This is a genomic window from Kribbella sp. NPDC048915 (assembly GCF_040649595.1).
In the GTDB taxonomy this organism is placed as follows: domain Bacteria; phylum Actinomycetota; class Actinomycetes; order Propionibacteriales; family Kribbellaceae; genus Kribbella.
Window position 1 is genome coordinate 13525 of the sequence record NZ_JBEZFT010000084.1, and the last position, 18560, is coordinate 32084.

Consider the following 18560-nt stretch of genomic DNA (forward strand, 5'->3'; position numbering starts at 1 on the left):
GGTGCGACGCGGCGCTACGGTTCCCAGCTACTTGAGCAGGAGTTTGCCGAGGCGGCGCGAGGCGACGTACATGCCGAGGGTGCCCATGGCGGCCAGGTAGAGCGCGGGGATCACCAGGAACCAGCCGACGTTGCCCGTGCTGAAGGCGCGCGCCAGGACCACGCCCTGGTAGAGCGGGGTGATCTCGACCAGCCAGCGGATCGCCTCCGGGTAGGTCTCGACCGGGTAGAACGTGGCCGAGAACAGGAACATCGGCATGATCGCCAGCTGCACGAACTCGAAGTCCTGCCAGCTGCGCATGAACGTCGTCAGCGCCATCCCCGCCCCGGCGAACGCGAACCCGATCAGCACCGAGGCCGGCAGCGCGAGCACCGCCCACCACGACTCGACCAGCCCGAGCGGCAGCATCACCACGATGAACATCGCCGAGTAGATCGCGCCGCGCAGCAGCGCCCAGGTCACCTCACCGGTCGCCACGTCCCACGGCCGCAGCGGTGTCGCGAGCATCGAGTCGTACAGCTTGGCGTACTTCATCCGGAAGAAGATGTTGTACGTCGAGTCGAAGATCGCACCGTTCATCGCGGAACTCGCGAGCATCGCCGGCGCGACGAACGCGGCGTACGCGATCGTCGACCCGTCCGCGAGCGTGAAGTCGCCGACCAGGTGCGCGACGCCGACCCCGATCGACAGCAGGTAGAACACCGGCTCGAAGAACCCGGACAGGAACACCACCCAGGACCGCCGGTAGAGCAGGAAGTTCCGCTCGACGACGTGCCGCCCACCACCCAGCCGCACCGGGACGGGCACCACTCGCGCCGCAATGGTCGCCATCAGCCGACCAGCCTTTTCGTGAAGCCGCGGACGGCGAGCCAAGCGCCGACGCAGAACCAAGCCAGCAGGTAGACGACGTTGACCAGGGCCAGCCACGGTGTCACCGTGCCCAGGCTCAGGCTGCGAGCCAGGTCGACGGCGTGCCACAGCGGGCTCACATAGGCGAGCCACTCGATCCAGTTCGGCAGCTGGGAGACCGGGAAGAACGCCCCGGAGAACAGGAAGGCCGGCACCACCCCGAACCGGAACACCATCGCGAAACCGGAGTCGTTGTCCAAGGTCGTCGCGAACGCCGCGATCGGACTCGCGACGGCCATCCCGACCAGCAGCGCGACCGGCAGCCCGAGCACCCCGAGCGGCGATCGCAGCCCGCCGAACAGTGCGATGATCACCAGGAACACCGTGCACGACGTGAACACCCGGAACGCGATGAACCCGAGCTGCCCGTAGACCACATCGGCCGGCCGCAGCGGCGTCGCGATCATCGAGTGGTAGAACTTCTGCCACTTCAGTCCGCTCATCACCGGGTACGTCGCCTCGCCGACGGCGATCTGCAGCGCGGTGGCCGCGAGCAAGCCGGGCGCGATGAACTGCAGGTAGCTGACGCCGCCGAGCGCACCGGTGCCGTTGCTGTCGACGAACGAACCGAGGCCGATCCCCATCGCGGCCAGGTAGAGCATCGGCAGCAGGAAGCTGCTGATCACCGTGCCCTTCCAGGTCCGCTTGTAGACGGTCAGCCAGTAGTCGAACATCCGGCGACCGTTCTCCAGCGCTACCGCGGGTGCACTCATGTCAGTCCACCAACGTCCGGCCGGTCAGCCGCAAGAACACGTCCTCGAGCGTGGAGCGCCGTACCAGCACCGCGGCCGGCTGCAGCCCGCGCTCGTGGACGGCCGCCACGGCCCGCTCACCGTCGTCGGTGTAGAGCAGCAGGCGGTCCGGCAGCACCTCGATGCGCTGCGCAAGGTCCTCCACCTTGCCGGCCAGCGCGTCGTGATCGGCGAGCATCACGTCCGGACCGAAGCGCAGCTCGGTCACCTCACGGGTCGAGTAGTCACGAATCAGCTCGGTCGGCGAGCCTTCGGCGGCGATCAGCCCGCCGTCCATCACCACGAGCCGGTCGCACAGCTGCTCCGCCTCGTCCATGTAGTGGGTGGTGATGATCAGCGTGACGCCGGCCTGTTTGAGCCGGAACAGCTTGTCCCACAGCAGATGCCGGGCCTGCGGATCCAGACCGGTGGTCGGCTCGTCGAGCAGCAGCAGGTCGGGTTTGCTGACCAGCGAGCGGGCGATCGTCAGCCGGCGCTTCATGCCGCCGGACAGCTCGTCGACCTTGACCTTCGCCTTGTCGGTCAGCGCCACGAACTCGAGCAGCTCGTCGGCGCGGCTGCGACACTCGGCGCGGCTGAGCCCGAAGTACCGCCCGTAGATCGTGAGGTTCTCCCGGACGCTGAGCTCGGTGTCCAGCGTGTCGTCCTGCGGGCACACGCCGAGCCGGGCGCGGATCGCCGGACCGTCGGTGGCCGGATCCATGCCGAGGATGCGCAACGTGCCGCCGCTGGTCGGTGAGACCGCCCCGATCATCCGCATCGTCGACGACTTGCCCGCGCCGTTCGGCCCGAGGAAGCCGAACGCCTCCCCCGGCCAGACATCCAGGTCGATCCCCCGGACCGCTTCGAAGTCGCCGTACGACTTACGCAGCCCGCGGACGTGGACCAGAGACTCCCGCTGCTCGCTCACCCCACTGACACTAGACGGCGCGCCGGACAGTTTGCCCGTTGTTTTGCCGGTACCCGAGGCGCTGCATCGCGTACGCCCGGATGCCCGCGGCCAGCCACTCGGGCAGGTCCCGGTCGACCAGCTCGACGATCGCCCGCTGATCGGCGTTGTCCACGATCAGATCCGCGAGCCCGTAGTACGACGACGGCGTGGCCGGCCACAGCTCCAGGACGCCTTGGTAGTGCAGCTCGATCAGCTCGAGTCCCTCCGGCGAATCCGGTTGTACGCCGCGATCGCGCGCCGCGGCCATCCGCAGCAACAGCCGACGCCCCTCGTCACCCAGGCGCTCGTAGTCCTCGCGAGTCCAGCCCGCTGTCTCCCGTACTGCCTTCTCGAAGCCCTCGGCCGCGCCTTCGCCGTAGCGCTCCGCCAGGTCGTCCCGCAACCGCGACCGCGCCGCCGACAGCCCCGCGAAGAACTCGTCGTCGACCACCGTCTCGTCTCCGGACAGCGCGGCGACCGTCCGGTCGATCGCACCGAGCACCGCGTCCAGCCGCTGCCGCTCCTGAAGCAGCTGCTCGCGATGACCGGCCAATGCGGTCACCTCTTCCTCCTGCTCGTCCAGGATCCGCGCGATGCCTGGCAGCGGTACGCCGAGCTCGCGCAGTAGCAGGATCCGCTGCAGCCGGAGCAGCTCCGCCCGGCCGTAGTACCGGTAGCCGTTCGCTGCGACGCGCCCCGGTGGAAGCAGGCCGATGGCGTCGTAGTGGCGCAGCGTCCGCACCGAGACGCCGGCGAGCCGGGCCACCTCGCTGACCGTCCGCTCCACAGCACCTCCCTCAAAAGACTGGAGTATGACGTTACGTCAGGCTTTAGCGTCCGTGACATGGCATTCACGATCCTCAACACCCGCGTGGTCGACGCCGGGACCACGCTGCCCGCGGACTGCCTCCGCGTCGCGGGCGGCCGCATCACGGCGACCGGTGGTCCCGGGATTGCGCAGCCAGGCGACACCGTCATCGACGGGACAGGTACGACGCTCCTGCCCGGGCTGATCGACGCGCACATCCACCTGGCGCCAGGGTGCGCGCAGCTCGCCGCGACGTACGGCGTGACCACGCAGATCGACCAGTTCAGCATGCCGGACGTGATCGAGCGCGAGACGCCGCGCAGTACGTTCCGCACGTCGGGCATCGGCGCGACGGCGCCTGGTGGGCATCCGACGATCGCCTACCCGCCGATCCCCTACGTCTCCGGTCCGCAGGACGCGAGGCGGTTCGTCGCGGAACGGATCGCCGAGGGCGCGGACCACCTCAAGCTGATCTACGACAACGGGTCCGGGATCGGGCTCAACCTGCCAACGCTCGACGCGCCGACCGTCCAGGCGCTGACCGACGAGGCACACGAGCACGGGCTGCTCGTGGTGGCGCATGTGTCGAAGGCTGCCGACGCCGTGACAGTTGTCGAGTGCGGCGTCGACGTACTCGCGCATGTGCCGTCCGACCCGTTGTCGCCGGCCGACGTCGAAGCTGTGGCCGACGTAGCTGTCATTGCGACGCTGGGCGTGATGATGGACGGCTTCAACGCACCTACTACTGGGCATCTGCCGTTGTTGGACGACACAGAGCTGGTCAAGCGCCTGCCCGATGTGTGGCGTGACCTGCTGGAGCAGCAGTCGCGCCGGTGGATGCCGCCAGGCCCTCCGGACAGTACGGCGGCGCGCGCGAACACGCTGGCATTGCACCGGGCCGGTGCGCGCGTGCTGGCCGGTACGGACGCGCCCAACCCCGGACAGGTGTTCGGAGCGTCCCTGCACCGCGAGCTGGTGCACCTGGTACACGCTGGCCTGTCACCGAGGGAGGCGGTCGTGGCAGCGACCAGTGCGCCCGCTGAGGTGTTCGGACAGCCGGACAGGGGACGGCTGGTGGTCGGTGCGCGTGCTGACCTGCTACTGGTCGACGGCGACCCGCTGACCGACATCACCGCCACTCAGCGGATCCGCGAGACCTGGGTGGCCGGCGAACACGTCGTACCCGACCCCGAGCGGGAGCAGGCGGGCATCGCCTTTCTCGGCGAGACGACCGCCCGGATCCTGGCAGCCTTCCGGGATCAGCCTCTGCCGACGTAGGGCATACCCGCGGCCATCACCGTCATCGTCGGGACCGCGACCGACGTCGGCAGGTCCGCGATCCGCACCACGAAGTCGGCGACGATCCTCGGATCGAACGTCGGCTCGACCGCGATCGACCCGTCCGGTTGGAGCACACCCTGCGCCATCCGGGCGGTCATCGGAGTGGTGGCGTTGCCGATGTCGATCTGGCAGGCGGTGATGCCGTGCGCCCGCCCTTCGAGCTCGAGGCTCTTGGTCAGACCGGTGATCGCGTGCTTGCTCGCCGTGTAGGCGATGCCCTGCGGCCGCGGTACGTGCGCCGAGATCGAGCCGTTGTTGATGATCCGCCCGCCCTTCGGGTCCTGCTGCAGCATCCGCGCGTACGCCGCCTGCGCGCAGAGGAACGACCCGGTCAGGTTGGTGTCGACGACCCGCCGCCAGTCCTCCTCGAGGACGTCTTGTACCGGCGCGGCCGGCGACCCGATGCCCGCGTTGTTCACCAGCACATCGACCCGCTCGAGACCTTCGAAGAACTCGCGGACGGCAGCACCGTCGGCCACGTCCAGTACGACGTACCGCACCGAACCGTCCGCGTCGGCGGCCGCCGCAGCGGTCTCCTTCAGCCGCTCTTCGGTCCGCCCGGTCACCCAGACCTCGTACCCCGCTCCCGCCAGCGCGAGAGCCATCTCCCGCCCCAGCCCGGAACCACCCCCGGTCACCACCGCAACCTGCCTCATGCCGCCACCCTTCCTGCCGCCTGCTGCCCGTGCCTGGCACCGCTGTCTGCCGTCAAGAATGTCAGGACCAGTCGGCGCCGCGTCACGAAACGCGGGTCTGCGCCGTCGCATCTCTGTACACGTCTCTGTACGCGTCGCGGCACAGGCGCGCCATACAGCCGATCGTGATCACCCGATGACTGTCAGTTAATGAGTGGCAGCTCACACGATGACAATGGAAACTCTTTTGCTTGCATCACACACGTATGTATATGCTTGCAGCATGCAAGTAAATAACGCGTATGCTCCCCAGACCCCGGTCGAGGGTGTGATGCATGCGTTCACCCGGATCGGGCGCCGGCTGAAGGCCAAGCAGCCGGGCGACAAGCTCGATCACAGCGCCCACGTGGTGCTGTTCGTGCTGCGCTGCAACGGCGCGCTGCGGCTGTCCGACCTGGCCGCGCGCCTGGAGCTGGACGCCTCCACCACCAGCCGGCACATCCGGGCCCTGGAGCAGCTCGGCATGGTCCGCCGCTCCCCCGACCCCGCTGACGGCCGCGCGTTCCGCGTCGAGCTGACCGAGCTGGGCGTCGAGCAGTGGGAAGCGAGCGCCCGGCACCGGATGGAGCTGCTCAGCGCCGCGATGGAGGGCTGGTCCGAGGAGGACATCAAGACCTTCGAGCGGCTGATGACCCGCTTCGCGGACGGCGTCGCCGCCCGCACCCCAGACTCCGCGGCCGACGGCCCGCGTGCTGATACCGGCACCGCCGCCCGCGAGAACACCGACAACAACCTGGAGAGCACCAGATGAGCACCACAGAGCCCGCCACCGCCGGCGGCGCTGCACCAACCGACGGTGGTCCCAACTACCTGTCGCACAAACAGATCCTGGTCGTCCTCGGCGGACTGATGGCCGGCATGTTCCTCGCCGCTCTGGACCAGAGCATCGTGGGCACGGCGCTGCCGCAGATCGTGAGCGAGTTCAACAGCCTCGACAAGCTGTCCTGGGTGGTCACGGCGTACCTGCTGACCTCGACCGCCTCCACCCCGCTGTGGGGCAAGATCTCCGACCTCTACGGCCGCCGCCCGCTGTTCATCGCCGCGATCGTCACCTTCCTGGCCGGCTCGGTGCTGGCCGCGCTGTCGCAGAACATCGAGATGCTGATCGGCTTCCGCGCCGTCCAGGGTCTGGGCGCCGGCGGTCTGATGTCGCTCGCGTTCGCCACCATCGGCGACGTGATCCCGCCGCGCGAGCGCGGTAAGTACATGGGGTACTTCGGCGCCGTCTTCGGCCTGTCCTCGGTGGCCGGTCCGCTGCTCGGCGGTCTGCTCACCGACGGCCCGGGCTGGCGCTGGATCTTCTGGATCAACCTGCCGATCGGCATCGTTGCTCTCGGCATCGTCGGCGCCGTGCTCAAGCTGCCGCACGTCCGCCGCTCGCACAAGATCGACTACCTGGGCGCCGCGACCGTGTCCGCCGCCGTCACCGCCCTGCTGCTGGCCGTCTCCTGGAGCGGCCCGACCAACGGCTGGGGCACCGGCACCACGCTGGCGCTGCTGATCGGCGCCGTCGTGCTGGCTGTCGCGTTCGTGGTCATCGAGCTGCGGGTCGCCGAGCCGATCATCCCGATGGACCTGTTCAAGGGCCGGATCTTCTCCGGGTACGCCGGATTCGCGTTCCTGCTCGGCTTCGCGATGTTCGGTGCGCTGATCTTCCTGCCGCTGTACCTGCAGGCGGTCAAGGACCTGTCGCCGACCCGTTCCGGCCTGGCGCTGCTGCCGATGATCGTCGGTATCTTCTCCGCCTCCATCCCGAGCGGCCAGCTGATGAGCCGGACCGGCCGGTACAAGATCTACCCGATCATCTCCGCGGTGATGGTCGGCGGCGCGATGGTGCTGCTGTCCACGCTGGCCCTGAGCACGCCGTACTGGCAGCTCGCGATCTACATGTTCGTGATGGGCGCCGGTCTGGGTCTGTCGATGCAGATCACCGTCACGGCCGCGCAGAACAGCGTGCCGCGGGTGCACATGGGGTCCGCGACCTCGACCATGACGTTCTTCCGCTCGATGGGTGGCGCGATCGGTACGGCGGTCTACGGCGCCGTCCTGACCAGCCGGCTGAAGGTGCACCTGACCGACCTGGTGCCGCAAGCCGCGCAGAGCATGGTCGACCGGCTGGCCGAGGCGGCCAACAGCGTCCAGGCGCTGCACCTGCTCCAGGAGCCGATGAAGGGCTGGGCGCTGCACGGTCTGGTCGACGCGATGGACGACGTGTTCCTGGTCTCGCTGCCGTTCCTGGCGATCGCCCTGGTGCTCGCGATCATCACGCCCGAGCAGAAGCTGGCCGGCCGCGAGGACGGTCAGCAGAACGCGAGCGACGACTCGCTGGAGTCCTCGGCCGCGGCGGCGATGCACTGACCGCTTGACCGAACCGATACCGAACTTCGGTTGACCTACCCGACAGCCGCCCTGGGAAGCTTCCCAGGGCGGCTGTCGGCTGTTCGTGGCCCGGCGCTGCCCCTCGGGGGAGCTACTTTCAACGAGAACCGCAAGGACGGGACTGCCGCACGGATGAAGACACTTGACCGGCCGCTGGACGACGACGACCGCGCGATGGCCGACCTCGCCGAGGTCCGCGACTGGCGCCGCCTGGCCGGCCCGGGCGGGACCGGACCGGTCCCGGTCCGCCGCCTGATCCGCCGGGTGAAGTCCGCGACGAACTGGAAGCCGTGGCCGATCTCCCGCCGGACGGTGATCGACCCGCAGCTCGACGGCTGGGGTTTCCTGACCCGCCGCGACACCGAACTCGCGGTGTACGACGACCAGGTGCTGCCGCACAGCCCGTTCAGCGGCTGGGTGGCGTTCGCGCTCGAGCCCGACGACGTCGACGCCGCGGCCGCCGGGCTCGACGAGCACTGGCCGGCGAAATTCGACCTCGCCTGCCGGCACTGGGGACAGCCGTCGTACGTCGGAATCGAGAGCAAGACCGGCTTCGTCGACGACTGGTCGCCCGGCGCCGGCCTCGACCGCCGCCACCTGGCGGTCTGGACGCCGCCCGGCGCCGAGATCCACCTGTACAGCAACAAGCCGACGGAGAAGACGACGTCGGTCGGGATCAACTACGTGGTGTACCTCAACGAGGAGGGCTCATGACCGAACGGGACGACGTCCGAAGAGCGCGGACCGCCCTGCGCGACCGGGCGGCGAACAGCGGCGAACCGCAGCGGCGGCCGATCGTGTCGGACCAGGCGCTCACGCAGACCGCACACGAGGTGGGCGCGATGGTCCGGCCGGCCGACCTCACCAGATCGGTCCAGGCCGCCACGCTCCCACCCGTCGCCCCCGGTCAGTCACGCCCGTCCGCCGCCCCCGCCGCGCGCCCGCAATCAGGCCCCACGGACCGCACCCGCCCCGACCGCAACGGCCCCACCCGCTGACCCTCGCCGCGCCGTACGGTTGCCGCGACGGCTTGAGCACCAACGGAAGGAACAAGCCTGCAGATGAAGACTCAGGACAGGCCCCTCGACGAAGACGAGGCGGCCATCGCCGATCTCGCCGAGATCGCCGACTGGCGGCCGATCGCCGGACCTGACACCGACGAGACCGGTCCCGAGGTGGTCAAGGCGATCGTGCGCCGCGTCACCGCGGTCACCGACTGGATCCCGTGGCCGCTCGCCGCCGGCGAGACGATCGATCCGGTGCTCGCTTCGTGGGGATTCACCACCAAGCGCGGCAGCACCATCGTGGTCTTCCCCGGTCTCGCGTTCGCCGACGCGCGCAACAGCGGCTGGTCGGCGTACCAGATCACGCCCGACGACATCCCCGCCGCCGAGGCCGGTCTCGACCAGGCCTGGCCGCAGATGCTCGCCCTGGCGAGCAAGTACCTCGGTGAGCCGGACTACGTCGGTGACGACAGCCGCCCCGACTTCCTCGACGAGTGGCGGCCCGGTGCGGGCGCCGACAAGCGCCACCTGGCGGCGTGGGTCCGTCCGGGCGCGCAGTTCCACCTGTTCAGCAGCAAGCCGACGCGGGATCCGCTGACCGAAGCGGTGGGCGTCACCTACGCGGTCTACATCGACTAGGAGGTCCGATGTCTCAGCCCACCGAAACACCGCGCCAGGCCAACTGGGCCGACGCGCTGGATCGCCTCGGCACTTTCACGCCACAGCAGTGGGAGAACCTGGCGACCCTTACGCAGTTGCAGCAGGACGCCTTCGACCGCCTGATCCAGCAGGCCCAGAAGGTTCCGCTCAAGGACCGCCTGCACGAAAAGATCCAGAGTGTGACCGGACGGGTCCAGGCGCTCTACGTCCAGACCCGCGAGCGGCTGAGCGAGAAGGCGCAGCAGCTGCAGTCCCAGGCCGGGCAGTTCCTGCAGACCCAACGCGACCGGGGCACCGAGTTCGCGCAGAACGTCGCCGGCGTGGCCCAGGCCGGTCAGGAATGGGCCGGTCGGCAGGTCCAGGCGGGTCGCGAGTGGGCCGGCCAGCAGGCCCAGGCCGTCGGCCAGTGGGCCGGGCAGCAGCGTGACCGCGGGGTGGCGTTCGCGGGCCAGGTCGCAGAAACCGGGCGCAACGTCCGCGACGCGGCCTCCCGCTGGTTCCAGACCCAGAAGACTCGCGTGTCGATCGCGGCCGAGGGTGCCCGGGCGACCGTGGCCGCGATGCGGTTCGACCGCGACATGCCGCAGGGCACCACGACCAAGGACCTCACCGAGCTGAGCCAGCAGTACGGCCGCGTGATGGCCGGCCCGACGCTGGAGGAGCGCCTGGCCGCTGCCCAGCAGGTCGTCCAGAAGCTCCAGGCGCAGGTCGACGCGCAGACCCAGAGCACTGACCCGGCGATGCGGGCGGCGCTCAGTGGGGTTGCGCCTGCGGGGTCGGCGCCGGCGCAGCCGCAGGCTGTGACGGGGCAGCAGTCGGGTGAGCAGGCTGGGACGACGAGCCTGAAGAAGCCGGAGCGGCCGGATCTACAGCGCTGAGCGACTGGACAGTACGACTGGACAGTGCGACGCCGTCGGCCCGGTGGGGTCGGCGGCGTTTGCAGTTCCGGCAGACTGTGCGGCATGAACCCGTTGCAGACCCGTATGGCTGCACTCGGCCTGCAGGCGCTGGCGCCGTACGGTTTCGCTCTGGCCGGCGGCTACGCCCTGCAGGCCCACGGCTTCGGTGACCGCGAGTCCGACGACATCGACCTGTTCACCGACACCCTCGACCCGGACCGGTTCGCCGAAGCCGTCACCACCCTCGTCGACACCTACCGATCCGCCGGCCTCGGCACCGAAGTGGTCCGCCGTGCGCCGGTGTTCGCCCGGCTCGTCGTCGAGTCGCAGGCGAAGGTCGATCTCGGCGTCGACCACCGCCGGTGCCCGCCGGTGCAGACCGAGCTCGGCCCGGTCCTCGCCGAACCGGACGCCATCGGCAGCAAGGTCGGCGCCGTCTACTCCCGGCTGGAGCCGCGCGACTTCATCGACGTGCAGTTCGTTCTGGACAGCGGGCGGTACGGCCAGGACGACCTGCTCGAGTTCGCCGACCACCGCGAGGCGCACCCGCTGGATCGGCAGATGTTCGCGATCCAGCTCCGCGCCGGTGCTCGTCTCCCCGACAGCGGCTTTGCCCGGTACGGCGCGACGCCCGACCAGATCGCCCGCATCCGGCGTACCGCGACCGACTGGGCCGACCGGCTCGACGACCGCGGCGTGAACGGGTCGTCTGACACGATGACCCCATGAGCGACAAGCACGAGGCGCAACCCGGTGACACCTACGCGTCGATGATCCCGTACGTGGTGCCGGCGTCGCTGGACCTGCTCCAGGGACCGACCGCGGGCGTCGTCGAGCTCCCGACGCGGCTCGACTGGTCACCGAACTCCAGGTACGACCTGGCGAGTCTCGACGAGGCGATCGGCCTGTACAACAAGGTGATCAGCGAGGCGTCGACCGAGGCCGACCTGACGCAGTACCTGAACCGGGACGTCCTGGTCGCACTGTGGCCACGGCTGCGGCTGCCTCGCCGCTGCGCCGAGCTGTGGAACCAGCGGTTCCCGGAGCTGGCCGCGGGCCGCCGCGGATGAAGCCGGAACACGAACGCGCCACCCGGATCGCACTGGACGCGTTGCGCGACAAGGGCTTCGCGCTCGCGGGCGGCAACGCGCTCACCCAGCACGGCATCGGCAGCCGCCCGTCCGACGACATCGACCTGTTCACCAACCAGATGAACACCGACGTCGGCGAGACACTCACCGACGTCCGGGCGGCGTTCGCGGAGCAGGGGTACAGCACGGAGACCATCCGCCAGAGCGAGCACCATTCCCGGATCGAGGTCGCGCGCGGCGCGGAGAAGGCGCAGATCGACTTCGGCAAGGACTTCCGCAGCAAGCCACCGGTCGAGTCCGAGGTCGGTCCGGTCATCTCGGTCGAGGACGCGGTCGGTTCCAAAGTCGGATCGATCTACACCCGCGGTGAGGCGAAGGACTTCGTCGACGTCGACGCCGCGATGCGCGCCGGTTACTCCACCGACCATCTGCTGCAGCTCGCCGATGCCCGGGAGGCCTCGCCGATCGATCGGCCGATGTTCGCCGAACTGCTCGACAACGCGCAGCGGATCCCGGACGCGGAGTACGCCAAGTACGGCCTGGACGCGGAGCAGACGGCGGGGCTCAAGGAACGCATGGGCGCCTGGGCGAACCAGATCCGCACCCGCGAGGCCAACCCGGACATCGACCGCTCGGTCGGACTGCTGAACTCCGGTCAGGCGATGCCAGGACAGGTGCAGGCAGCCGGCTCGAGCGAGACCGCCGGGCGGTCCGGGCACGGGCTGAGCCAGGATCGGTCGCGGGGCGAGCGCGGAAGCTAGCGGGGTTCGGGGTCGTCGCTGAGCGGTTGGGTACGGCGTCGCGGCAGTGGACGTCTGGGCGGTTCGGGATCGACGTCGTTGCCGGCCAGGTGGTTGACGATGGCGTTCAGGACCGCCGCGGTAGGGACGGCAACCAAGGCGCCGACGATGCCCGCGATGACGACGCCGGTGGCGATCGCGAGGATGATCGCCAGCGGGTGAACGCTGACCGCCCGCCCGAGCAGGAACGGCTGCAGGACATGCGCCTCGAGCTGCTGTACGCCGATCACGACCGCGAGCATGATGATCGCGATGATGGGGCCCTTGGCAACCAACGCGACGAGGACCGCGACCACGCCGCTGATCAACGCGCCGACCACCGGGACGAACGCACCGACGAACACCAGGATGCCGATCGCGCTCACCAGCGGCAGGCCGAGGATTGCGGCGCCGAGCGAGATCCCGATCGCGTCGACCAGCGCGACGATCACGGTCGCGCGGACGAATGCCGTCAGCGACACCCACGCCTTCCGGCCGGACGAGTCGGCCTTGTCGCGCGCCCGGCGCGGGAACAGCCGGACCAGCCAGGACCAGATCTGTTCGCCCTGATACAGGAAGAAGAACAGGCAGAACAGTGAGATGAACAACCCGGCCACCACATGCGTCGCGGTCGTACCGACCGCTGCCGCCTGCTGGCCGAGCGCCCCGCCGGACGTGATCTGCTCGCGTACCTGCTTGAACAGGTTGGTGATGTCCTCGTCGGTCAGGCCGAAGTTGATCCGGGCCATGTCACGCAGCCGCTGCACACCTTCGCCGACCTGGTTGGACAGGTCCTCGAACTGACCGGCGATCTGCGTACCGACCAGGGTGAGCAAGCCGGCGACCACGACGATCGTGGCCAGTACGGTGATGCCGGCCGCCGGACCGCGCGGGAGGCGCAGCTTCTGCAGGCCGCTGGTGACCGGAACCAGGAGTGCGGTCAGCAGTACGCCGACGGTCACCGGTACGACGACCTCGGACAGGTACCGCATGCCGTAGCCGATCACGCCGACGGCCGCGACAATCACCAGGAACCGCCACGCCCAGGCGCTGGCGATCTCCATCCCGGGCGTGACGCCGTGATCCACACGCTTGGTCGACGGCTCTTCGGCCGACGCGGACGGGCTCGGCTCGGCGGGCGCGCCGGTGGTGTGGACGACGTCGTTGTCCGCGACCGGGCTCGGGTCGTCCGGCACCGAATCCACGTCCCGTACCGGGTCCTCGTCCCGCCCCTGCTGGCTCATTCCCACCTCCGCGAAACTCGTGCTGACGAGCCTAGTGCCCGGCGCGGCCCGATCCATGAATTTGGGCGGCCAAGCCTTCGGCTGTCTTGGCGTCGTCGTCAGCGAGCAGGCCGACCGCCGCGAGCACGTAGTCGGCGTCCACACAGACCTCGGCGCGCTCCGGCACCAGCCAGCCCTCCGCCTGCGCGTTGGTCCCGATTGAGCCGAGAATCCGCGCCGCGACCTCCGGCGGGTTGTGCCGCAGTACTCCCCCGGATCCGACCAGCAGGTCGACTTCGCGCAGGTCCTTTCCGGACCGCTCGATCACGCGACCGCCCGGACCGAACACGATCCGTTGCCGTCCCGCATGCCGGCGCAGTGCGACCGTCGCCGCGATACTCGCCAGCGCCTCGTCGTACGACGCCTCGCGATCGCTGCCCGGGAGGTACGACGGATCCGCGCGCCGGCGTTCGGCCGCTGCCTGCAACTCGTCGACGGCCGTGACGAGGCCGGCCGCCACGCCCGCGGTGACGACCGGTACGGCGCTCCACCGCATGCCGAGGTCGCCCTCGACCGTGCGGGTGACGGGATGGGTCGCGACGACCTCGCGGCCGAGGTTCGCGTCCTCGGGGTCGAGCTCGATCACCGAGTGCACGTCGGTGGTGGCGCCGCCGATGTCCACGACCGCCACGTCCCCGTGTAGCGTGGCGAGCACCTCGACACCACGCAGTACGACATCCGGCGTGGCCGCCCGGACCATCGCGGCGAAGGACGGGTCGCGGGACAGGTTCTTGCCACCGATCACGTGCTCGAGGAACATCTCCCGGATCGCGGCGCGGGCGCTGTTCGGCGCGAACACGCCGATCTCGGGTACAACGTTTTCCGCCAGCACATGCGGCACATCCGCCACGGCCAGAGTTTCCGTGATTTCCTGCTGCGCCTCGATGTTGCCTGCGACAACGACCGGTTTCCGCCAGCGATATTTGGCGAGGGTCTCGGCGGCCTTGAGCAGGACCGCCGAGTTGCCGCCGTCGGTGCCGCCGAGCAGCAGCACGACGTCCGGGCGGTCCTTGCGCAGCGCCTTCAGACCGGTTGCGTTCAGGCCGCCGCTGACGACCGACACGACGCGCCCGCCGCTGGACAGCGCGACACGTTTGCCGGCCTCCGCGGTGACGAGCTCTTCGTTGCCCACGACACCGATCCGCAGACCGCCGCCGGCGCTCGAGCACGCCAGCACCTCGGCGTTCCGGACACCACGATCGGCGGCCTCCAGCGCCGTACGGCACGCGTGCCAGCCGTCCATGACGTCGGTGTCGATCGTCGTCCGGTGCTCGGCTCGGGCGACCAGGTCGCCCGAGCCGGAGTCCACCGCGACCGCCTTGGTGAAGGTCGACCCGAAGTCGACCGCCACGACCAGGCTCACGCCATCGCGCGGTCGAGGTCGAGCAGCAGGTCGTCCACAGTCTCGATCCCGACGCTCAACCGGATCAGATCGGCCGGAACTTCCAGCGGGGTGCCCGCGACCGAGGCGTGGGTCATCTTGCCCGGGTGCTCGATCAGCGACTCGACACCGCCGAGCGACTCACCGAGCGTGAAGACCTCGGCCTTGTTGCAGATCTCCAGCGCCTGCGCCTCGCCGCCCGCGACCCGGAAGCTGACGATGCCGCCGAACCGCTTCATCTGCTTGGCCGCGGTCTCGTGCCCCGCGTTCCCGTCGATCCCCGGGTACAGCACCTCGGTGACCGACCGGTGCCGCTGCAGGAACTCGACGATCCGCTCGGCGTTGTCGCTGTGCCGGTCCATCCGGACGCCCAGGGTCTTGATGCCGCGCAGCACCAGCCACGCGTCGAACGGGCCGGCGACCGCACCGATCGCGTTCTGGTGGAAGGCGATCTTGTCGGCCAGCTCGGCGTCCCGCACGATCAGCGCGCCGCCGACCACGTCGGAGTGCCCGCCCATGTACTTCGTCGTCGAGTGCACGACCACGTCCGCACCGAGCTCCAGCGGCTGCTGCAGGTACGGCGAGGCGAACGTGTTGTCGACGACCAGCAGCGCGCCCGCGTCGTGGGCGAGCTGCGCGACGATCGCGATGTCCGCGACGTTCAGCAGCGGGTTGGTCGGCGTCTCCAGCCAGACCACCTTGGTCTTCCCCGGCTGGATCGCGGCCCGGATCGCCTCCGGGTGGGTGACCGCGGCGGGCGTCATCTCGACACCCCAGTTGCTCAGCACGCGGGAGAACAGCCGGAACGTACCGCCGTACGCGTCGTCCGGGAACACCACGTGGTCACCCGGCGCGCACACCGACCGGATCAGCGTGTCCTCGGCCGCCAGACCGCTCGCGAACGCGAAACCGCGGGTGCCGGCCTCGATCGCGGCCAGACACTCCTCCAGCGCCGTCCGGGTCGGGTTCGCCGAGCGGGAGTACTCGTACCCGTTGCGCAGTCCGCCGACGCCGTCCTGCTTGTACGTGCTGGTGGCGTAGATCGGCGGTACCACCGCGCCGGTGGTCGGGTCAGGCTCGTTCCCGGCGTGGATGGCGAGTGTCTCGAAGCCGTAGTGGTGTTCCGTGTTCACCGGACCAGCGTACGGCCTGGTCTGCTGCGGCCCGGCAGCCCGTCCGGGGATCGGCGGATCTTGGTGGATCCAAGCGGCTGAACCGTACGTCGTACCGGTTGGGCGAATGACCCGCCGCAGCCCTACGGTTGCAGACAGAAGGTTCTCACTCAGGGTTGCGATCGTGGTACCGGGCAGGAAGGGACGACGGGGCCGGATGAAAACGCAGGACAGGCCGCTCGACCAGGACGATCTTGCGATGGCGGATCTCGCCGAGATTCCGGACTGGACCGTTATCGCGGGACCCGACGGCGACGACGCCGGCCCCGAGGTCGTCCGCGCGCTCGTGCAGCGGGTGATGCAGCAGACCTCGTGGCAGCCGTGGCCGCTGCAGGCCGGTGAGGTGATCGGCCCCGACATGGTGTCCTGGGGGTTCACCACGCCGCGCGGCACGACGATGATCGTGTTCGACGGCCTCACGTTCCCCGATTGCCCGGACAGCGGCTGGTCGGCGTACGACATCGGCCCCGACGACATCGCGGCCGCCGAGGCCGGGCTGGACGCGCACTGGCCGGATCACCTCGCGCTCGCCACCAAGCACTGGGGACAGCCGGACTACGTCGGCGACGAGAGCAGCCCGACGTTCGCGGACGAGTGGGAGCCCGGCGCCGGGACCGGCCGCCGGCACCTGGCCGTCTGGCTACGGCCGGGCGCACAGATCCACCTGTACAGCACGAAACCGAACAAGGACCCGCTGACGACCGCTGTCGGCGTCAACTACGCCGTGTACATCGACTAGGAGACCCGATGAGCGAGCCGAGCACGGAACGCGGCGGCCTCCGCGGGCGCTACTCCCGATGGCGGTCCCGGGCCCGCGGGCGCAGCACCCTGAAGGCGGCGTACGCGCAGGCGGCGCGAGACATCAAGCGCATGGACCCAGCGGTCCGGGAGCAGATCGGTCGCGCCAACCTGACCCCGACCGACCTGCAGCGCCTGGCCACCCAGCACGTCGCGGCGCAGTTCCGGCCGGGCAACTTCCAGGGCGTCTCGCAACGCCTCGGCGACGTGGCGGCCGACCGGATCCAGGCGTCCGGCCCCGCGCCCCGGCAGCCACGGCTGAGCCAAACCAGGAACCCGGTACGCCGGATCGCGCGCCGGTACTCGCGCTGGGGACGCAACGAGCGCCGCGGCACGAAGGCACTCAAGGCCGCGTTCCAACTGGCAGCGCGAGACGTGAAGAACACGAACCGCGACGTACAACTCGCCATCGGGCGCTCGACCCTGACCAGCTCCGATCTCGCGGCGATGGCGTCCGGGCGGATGGATGAGGTGTTCCGGCCTGGTGGGCGGTTCCAGGGTGGGCCCGGGCAGGTTGGGCAGGTTGGGCAGGTTGGGCAGCAGGCCGGGGCGGGGATGATTCAGTCGCGGGATGCGGCGCGGCAGGGGCCGGACCAGCTGACGCAGCGGATCACCGCCCTGCAGGAGTCGATCGCGGCGAACCAGGCACGGATGATCACCCTGATGGAGGAAACCAACCGCCTGCAGGCGGAAATGCGGCAGTTGCTCGAGACCCGCGTTCAGCAAATCGAACAGCAGATCGCCGACCTCAACCAGTCCATCACCCCCGAGCGAACCGCCGGCCAGCAAAACCAGCTCCCGGGTCGGCCGCTCGACGACAACGTCCGCCTGGACAACCCCGTCATCCAGACGGACAACCAACCGGGCCCGCAAACAGGCGAGCCCAACCCACAACAACCCCAGCCCGAACCTGGGCGAACCGGGCCCGAGCAGACCGGGCCCGAGCCGACCGGTCCCGAGCCGACCGGCCGGCAGCAGCCCGGTTCCCAGCAGCAGACGGGCGCACAGCAGCCGCAGACCGGTGCCCAGCAACCCCAGGCGGGCGCCCAGCAGCCGCAACCAGGTGCCCAGCCTGGCGCCCAGCAACCCCAACCAGGCGCGCAACAGCCTCGGACCGGTGTGCAGGAGCCCCAGCAGCGGGCAGGCGAGGGCCAGCGCGAGGGTGACGGCCAAGGCACGGGCGAAGGCGAGCGCGGAGAGGGACAGCGCGGCGAAGGCGAGCGCGGAGAGGGACAGCGCGGCGAAGGCGAGCGCGGAGAGGGCCAGCGTCCGCACACTGGCGATCAGCTCCTGAACGCGCACCGGCTCACCTACGACGGCGCGAGCCCACCACCTGGCGCCACTCCCCGCCAACAGCAGGGCCAACCATCAGTCGGCACCGGCGAGCAATCCGGCCGCCCACAACGCGGCCCACACGGCCCCACCCGCCCCTCCCCCACCCGAGACGGCCGCTGACCCACCCGGCCGGCCGCCCACCCCTCACGGTCACCCCGGTCGTGCCGACCGCCGCCGCGGGTACGCCGACCGCCGTTGTTCACCGGGTTCACACACCACACCTGCACGGTGGACCGCGGAAAACGCTCCTAGCCTCGGGATTTCACGTGGTTGGGGTTGTGTTCGGCGCGTAACGCACGGAAGTGCCTGTCTGGTGGGGGATTCTTGGCTTGTCGAAGGTCAA

20 protein-coding genes are annotated in these 18560 nt (G+C 69.8%); 11 read left to right on the plus strand and 9 right to left on the minus strand.

The annotated features are described in order from the left end of the window. Nucleotides 1-27: 27 nt before the first annotated feature. From AB0B82_RS29650 to AB0B82_RS29665, 4 genes are read right to left on the minus strand one after another with little or no spacing between them, the layout of a single operon-like run. The gene (locus AB0B82_RS29650) at nucleotides 28-831 is read right to left on the minus strand and encodes an ABC transporter permease (protein ID WP_360175754.1); all 804 of its coding nucleotides are present in this window, start codon (nucleotides 829-831) and stop codon (nucleotides 28-30) included. Further along, complete coding sequence (locus AB0B82_RS29655) at nucleotides 831-1622, minus strand: ABC transporter permease (RefSeq protein ID WP_360175757.1); 792 nt, start codon at nucleotides 1620-1622, stop codon at nucleotides 831-833. Before AB0B82_RS29655 ends, AB0B82_RS29650 begins: the two co-directional genes overlap by 1 nt. Nucleotide 1623: 1 nt before the next feature. Continuing rightward, nucleotides 1624-2571 (minus strand): ATP-binding cassette domain-containing protein, encoded by a 948-nt coding sequence (locus tag AB0B82_RS29660; protein WP_360175760.1) that lies wholly within the window; start codon nucleotides 2569-2571, stop codon nucleotides 1624-1626. 10 nt (nucleotides 2572-2581) lie between these two features. Continuing rightward, the gene (locus AB0B82_RS29665; RefSeq protein ID WP_360175763.1) at nucleotides 2582-3379 is read right to left on the minus strand and encodes a MerR family transcriptional regulator; all 798 of its coding nucleotides are present in this window, start codon (nucleotides 3377-3379) and stop codon (nucleotides 2582-2584) included. Between the two features lie 57 nt (nucleotides 3380-3436). On the opposite strand from AB0B82_RS29665, the gene AB0B82_RS29670 reads away from it, so the two are divergent. After that, nucleotides 3437-4678 (plus strand): amidohydrolase family protein, encoded by a 1242-nt coding sequence (locus tag AB0B82_RS29670; protein ID WP_360175765.1) that lies wholly within the window; start codon nucleotides 3437-3439, stop codon nucleotides 4676-4678. Here the strand turns inward: AB0B82_RS29670 and AB0B82_RS29675 are convergent. Continuing rightward, entirely contained in the window at nucleotides 4660-5397 is a 738-nt protein-coding gene (locus AB0B82_RS29675) for an SDR family oxidoreductase (RefSeq protein WP_360175768.1), read from the minus strand. The genes AB0B82_RS29670 and AB0B82_RS29675 overlap by 19 nt on opposite strands. Nucleotides 5398-5659: 262 nt before the next feature. On the opposite strand from AB0B82_RS29675, the gene AB0B82_RS29680 reads away from it, so the two are divergent. The 9 genes from AB0B82_RS29680 (at nucleotide 5660) to AB0B82_RS29720 (ending at nucleotide 12230) form a co-directional block, all read left to right on the plus strand. Next, nucleotides 5660-6187 carry a MarR family transcriptional regulator gene (locus AB0B82_RS29680; RefSeq protein ID WP_360175771.1) on the plus strand — a complete coding sequence of 176 codons (528 nt, stop codon included), beginning with the start codon at nucleotides 5660-5662 and terminating at the stop codon, nucleotides 6185-6187. Next, nucleotides 6184-7794 (plus strand): MDR family MFS transporter, encoded by a 1611-nt coding sequence (locus AB0B82_RS29685; protein ID WP_360175774.1) that lies wholly within the window; start codon nucleotides 6184-6186, stop codon nucleotides 7792-7794. The genes AB0B82_RS29680 and AB0B82_RS29685 overlap by 4 nt, the downstream gene beginning before the upstream one ends. 153 nt (nucleotides 7795-7947) lie before the next feature. After that, the gene (locus AB0B82_RS29690) at nucleotides 7948-8529 is read left to right on the plus strand and encodes a hypothetical protein (RefSeq protein WP_360175777.1); all 582 of its coding nucleotides are present in this window, start codon (nucleotides 7948-7950) and stop codon (nucleotides 8527-8529) included. Then, nucleotides 8526-8813, plus strand: a complete 288-nt coding sequence (locus AB0B82_RS29695; RefSeq protein WP_360175780.1) for a hypothetical protein — start codon at nucleotides 8526-8528, stop codon at nucleotides 8811-8813. The genes AB0B82_RS29690 and AB0B82_RS29695 overlap by 4 nt, the downstream gene beginning before the upstream one ends. A 63-nt stretch (nucleotides 8814-8876) precedes the next feature. Next, nucleotides 8877-9458, plus strand: a complete 582-nt coding sequence (locus tag AB0B82_RS29700; RefSeq protein WP_360175783.1) for a hypothetical protein — start codon at nucleotides 8877-8879, stop codon at nucleotides 9456-9458. An 8-nt stretch (nucleotides 9459-9466) separates the two neighbouring features. Further along, entirely contained in the window at nucleotides 9467-10357 is an 891-nt protein-coding gene (locus AB0B82_RS29705) for a hypothetical protein (protein ID WP_360175786.1), read from the plus strand. An 84-nt stretch (nucleotides 10358-10441) separates the two neighbouring features. Beyond that, complete coding sequence (locus AB0B82_RS29710; protein ID WP_360175789.1) at nucleotides 10442-11107, plus strand: nucleotidyl transferase AbiEii/AbiGii toxin family protein; 666 nt, start codon at nucleotides 10442-10444, stop codon at nucleotides 11105-11107. Further along, nucleotides 11104-11448 (plus strand): hypothetical protein, encoded by a 345-nt coding sequence (locus AB0B82_RS29715; RefSeq protein WP_360175792.1) that lies wholly within the window; start codon nucleotides 11104-11106, stop codon nucleotides 11446-11448. Before AB0B82_RS29710 ends, AB0B82_RS29715 begins: the two co-directional genes overlap by 4 nt. Continuing rightward, nucleotides 11445-12230, plus strand: a complete 786-nt coding sequence (locus tag AB0B82_RS29720) for a nucleotidyl transferase AbiEii/AbiGii toxin family protein (protein ID WP_360175795.1) — start codon at nucleotides 11445-11447, stop codon at nucleotides 12228-12230. Before AB0B82_RS29715 ends, AB0B82_RS29720 begins: the two co-directional genes overlap by 4 nt. Here AB0B82_RS29720 and AB0B82_RS29725 read toward each other — a convergent pair. Genes AB0B82_RS29725 through AB0B82_RS29735 form a run of 3 tightly spaced genes read right to left on the minus strand, consistent with a single transcriptional unit; the run spans nucleotide 12227 to nucleotide 16045 of the window. Next, nucleotides 12227-13492 carry an AI-2E family transporter gene (locus AB0B82_RS29725; protein WP_360175798.1) on the minus strand — a complete coding sequence of 422 codons (1266 nt, stop codon included), beginning with the start codon at nucleotides 13490-13492 and terminating at the stop codon, nucleotides 12227-12229. The two genes, AB0B82_RS29720 and AB0B82_RS29725, sit on opposite strands and share 4 nt — an antisense overlap. A 31-nt stretch (nucleotides 13493-13523) precedes the next feature. Beyond that, nucleotides 13524-14894: a glutamate mutase L gene (locus AB0B82_RS29730; RefSeq protein ID WP_360175801.1), complete on the minus strand. Its 1371-nt coding sequence runs from the start codon at nucleotides 14892-14894 to the stop codon at nucleotides 13524-13526. Beyond that, nucleotides 14891-16045, minus strand: a complete 1155-nt coding sequence (locus AB0B82_RS29735) for a cystathionine gamma-synthase (RefSeq protein WP_360175804.1) — start codon at nucleotides 16043-16045, stop codon at nucleotides 14891-14893. The genes AB0B82_RS29730 and AB0B82_RS29735 overlap by 4 nt, the downstream gene beginning before the upstream one ends. Nucleotides 16046-16241: 196 nt before the next feature. Between AB0B82_RS29735 and AB0B82_RS29740 the strand changes: the two genes are divergently transcribed. Further along, entirely contained in the window at nucleotides 16242-16823 is a 582-nt protein-coding gene (locus AB0B82_RS29740) for a hypothetical protein (protein WP_360175807.1), read from the plus strand. Here the strand turns inward: AB0B82_RS29740 and AB0B82_RS29745 are convergent. Continuing rightward, nucleotides 16820-18184 carry a hypothetical protein gene (locus tag AB0B82_RS29745; RefSeq protein WP_360175810.1) on the minus strand — a complete coding sequence of 455 codons (1365 nt, stop codon included), beginning with the start codon at nucleotides 18182-18184 and terminating at the stop codon, nucleotides 16820-16822. The genes AB0B82_RS29740 and AB0B82_RS29745 overlap by 4 nt on opposite strands. Between the last annotated feature and the right edge of the window lie 376 nt (nucleotides 18185-18560).

Coding starts and splice junctions, on each gene's coding strand:
- AB0B82_RS29650 (WP_360175754.1), bottom strand. CDS start 831: ATGGCGACCATTGCGGCGCGAGTGGTGCCCGTCCCGGTGCGGCTGGGT.
- AB0B82_RS29655 (WP_360175757.1), bottom strand. CDS start 1,622: ATGAGTGCACCCGCGGTAGCGCTGGAGAACGGTCGCCGGATGTTCGAC.
- AB0B82_RS29670 (WP_360175765.1), top strand. CDS start 3,437: ATGGCATTCACGATCCTCAACACCCGCGTGGTCGACGCCGGGACCACG.
- AB0B82_RS29675 (WP_360175768.1), bottom strand. CDS start 5,397: ATGAGGCAGGTTGCGGTGGTGACCGGGGGTGGTTCCGGGCTGGGGCGG.
- AB0B82_RS29680 (WP_360175771.1), top strand. CDS start 5,660: ATGCAAGTAAATAACGCGTATGCTCCCCAGACCCCGGTCGAGGGTGTG.
- AB0B82_RS29685 (WP_360175774.1), top strand. CDS start 6,184: ATGAGCACCACAGAGCCCGCCACCGCCGGCGGCGCTGCACCAACCGAC.
- AB0B82_RS29690 (WP_360175777.1), top strand. CDS start 7,948: ATGAAGACACTTGACCGGCCGCTGGACGACGACGACCGCGCGATGGCC.
- AB0B82_RS29695 (WP_360175780.1), top strand. CDS start 8,526: ATGACCGAACGGGACGACGTCCGAAGAGCGCGGACCGCCCTGCGCGAC.
- AB0B82_RS29700 (WP_360175783.1), top strand. CDS start 8,877: ATGAAGACTCAGGACAGGCCCCTCGACGAAGACGAGGCGGCCATCGCC.
- AB0B82_RS29705 (WP_360175786.1), top strand. CDS start 9,467: ATGTCTCAGCCCACCGAAACACCGCGCCAGGCCAACTGGGCCGACGCG.
- AB0B82_RS29710 (WP_360175789.1), top strand. CDS start 10,442: ATGAACCCGTTGCAGACCCGTATGGCTGCACTCGGCCTGCAGGCGCTG.
- AB0B82_RS29715 (WP_360175792.1), top strand. CDS start 11,104: ATGAGCGACAAGCACGAGGCGCAACCCGGTGACACCTACGCGTCGATG.
- AB0B82_RS29720 (WP_360175795.1), top strand. CDS start 11,445: ATGAAGCCGGAACACGAACGCGCCACCCGGATCGCACTGGACGCGTTG.
- AB0B82_RS29725 (WP_360175798.1), bottom strand. CDS start 13,492: ATGAGCCAGCAGGGGCGGGACGAGGACCCGGTACGGGACGTGGATTCG.
- AB0B82_RS29740 (WP_360175807.1), top strand. CDS start 16,242: ATGAAAACGCAGGACAGGCCGCTCGACCAGGACGATCTTGCGATGGCG.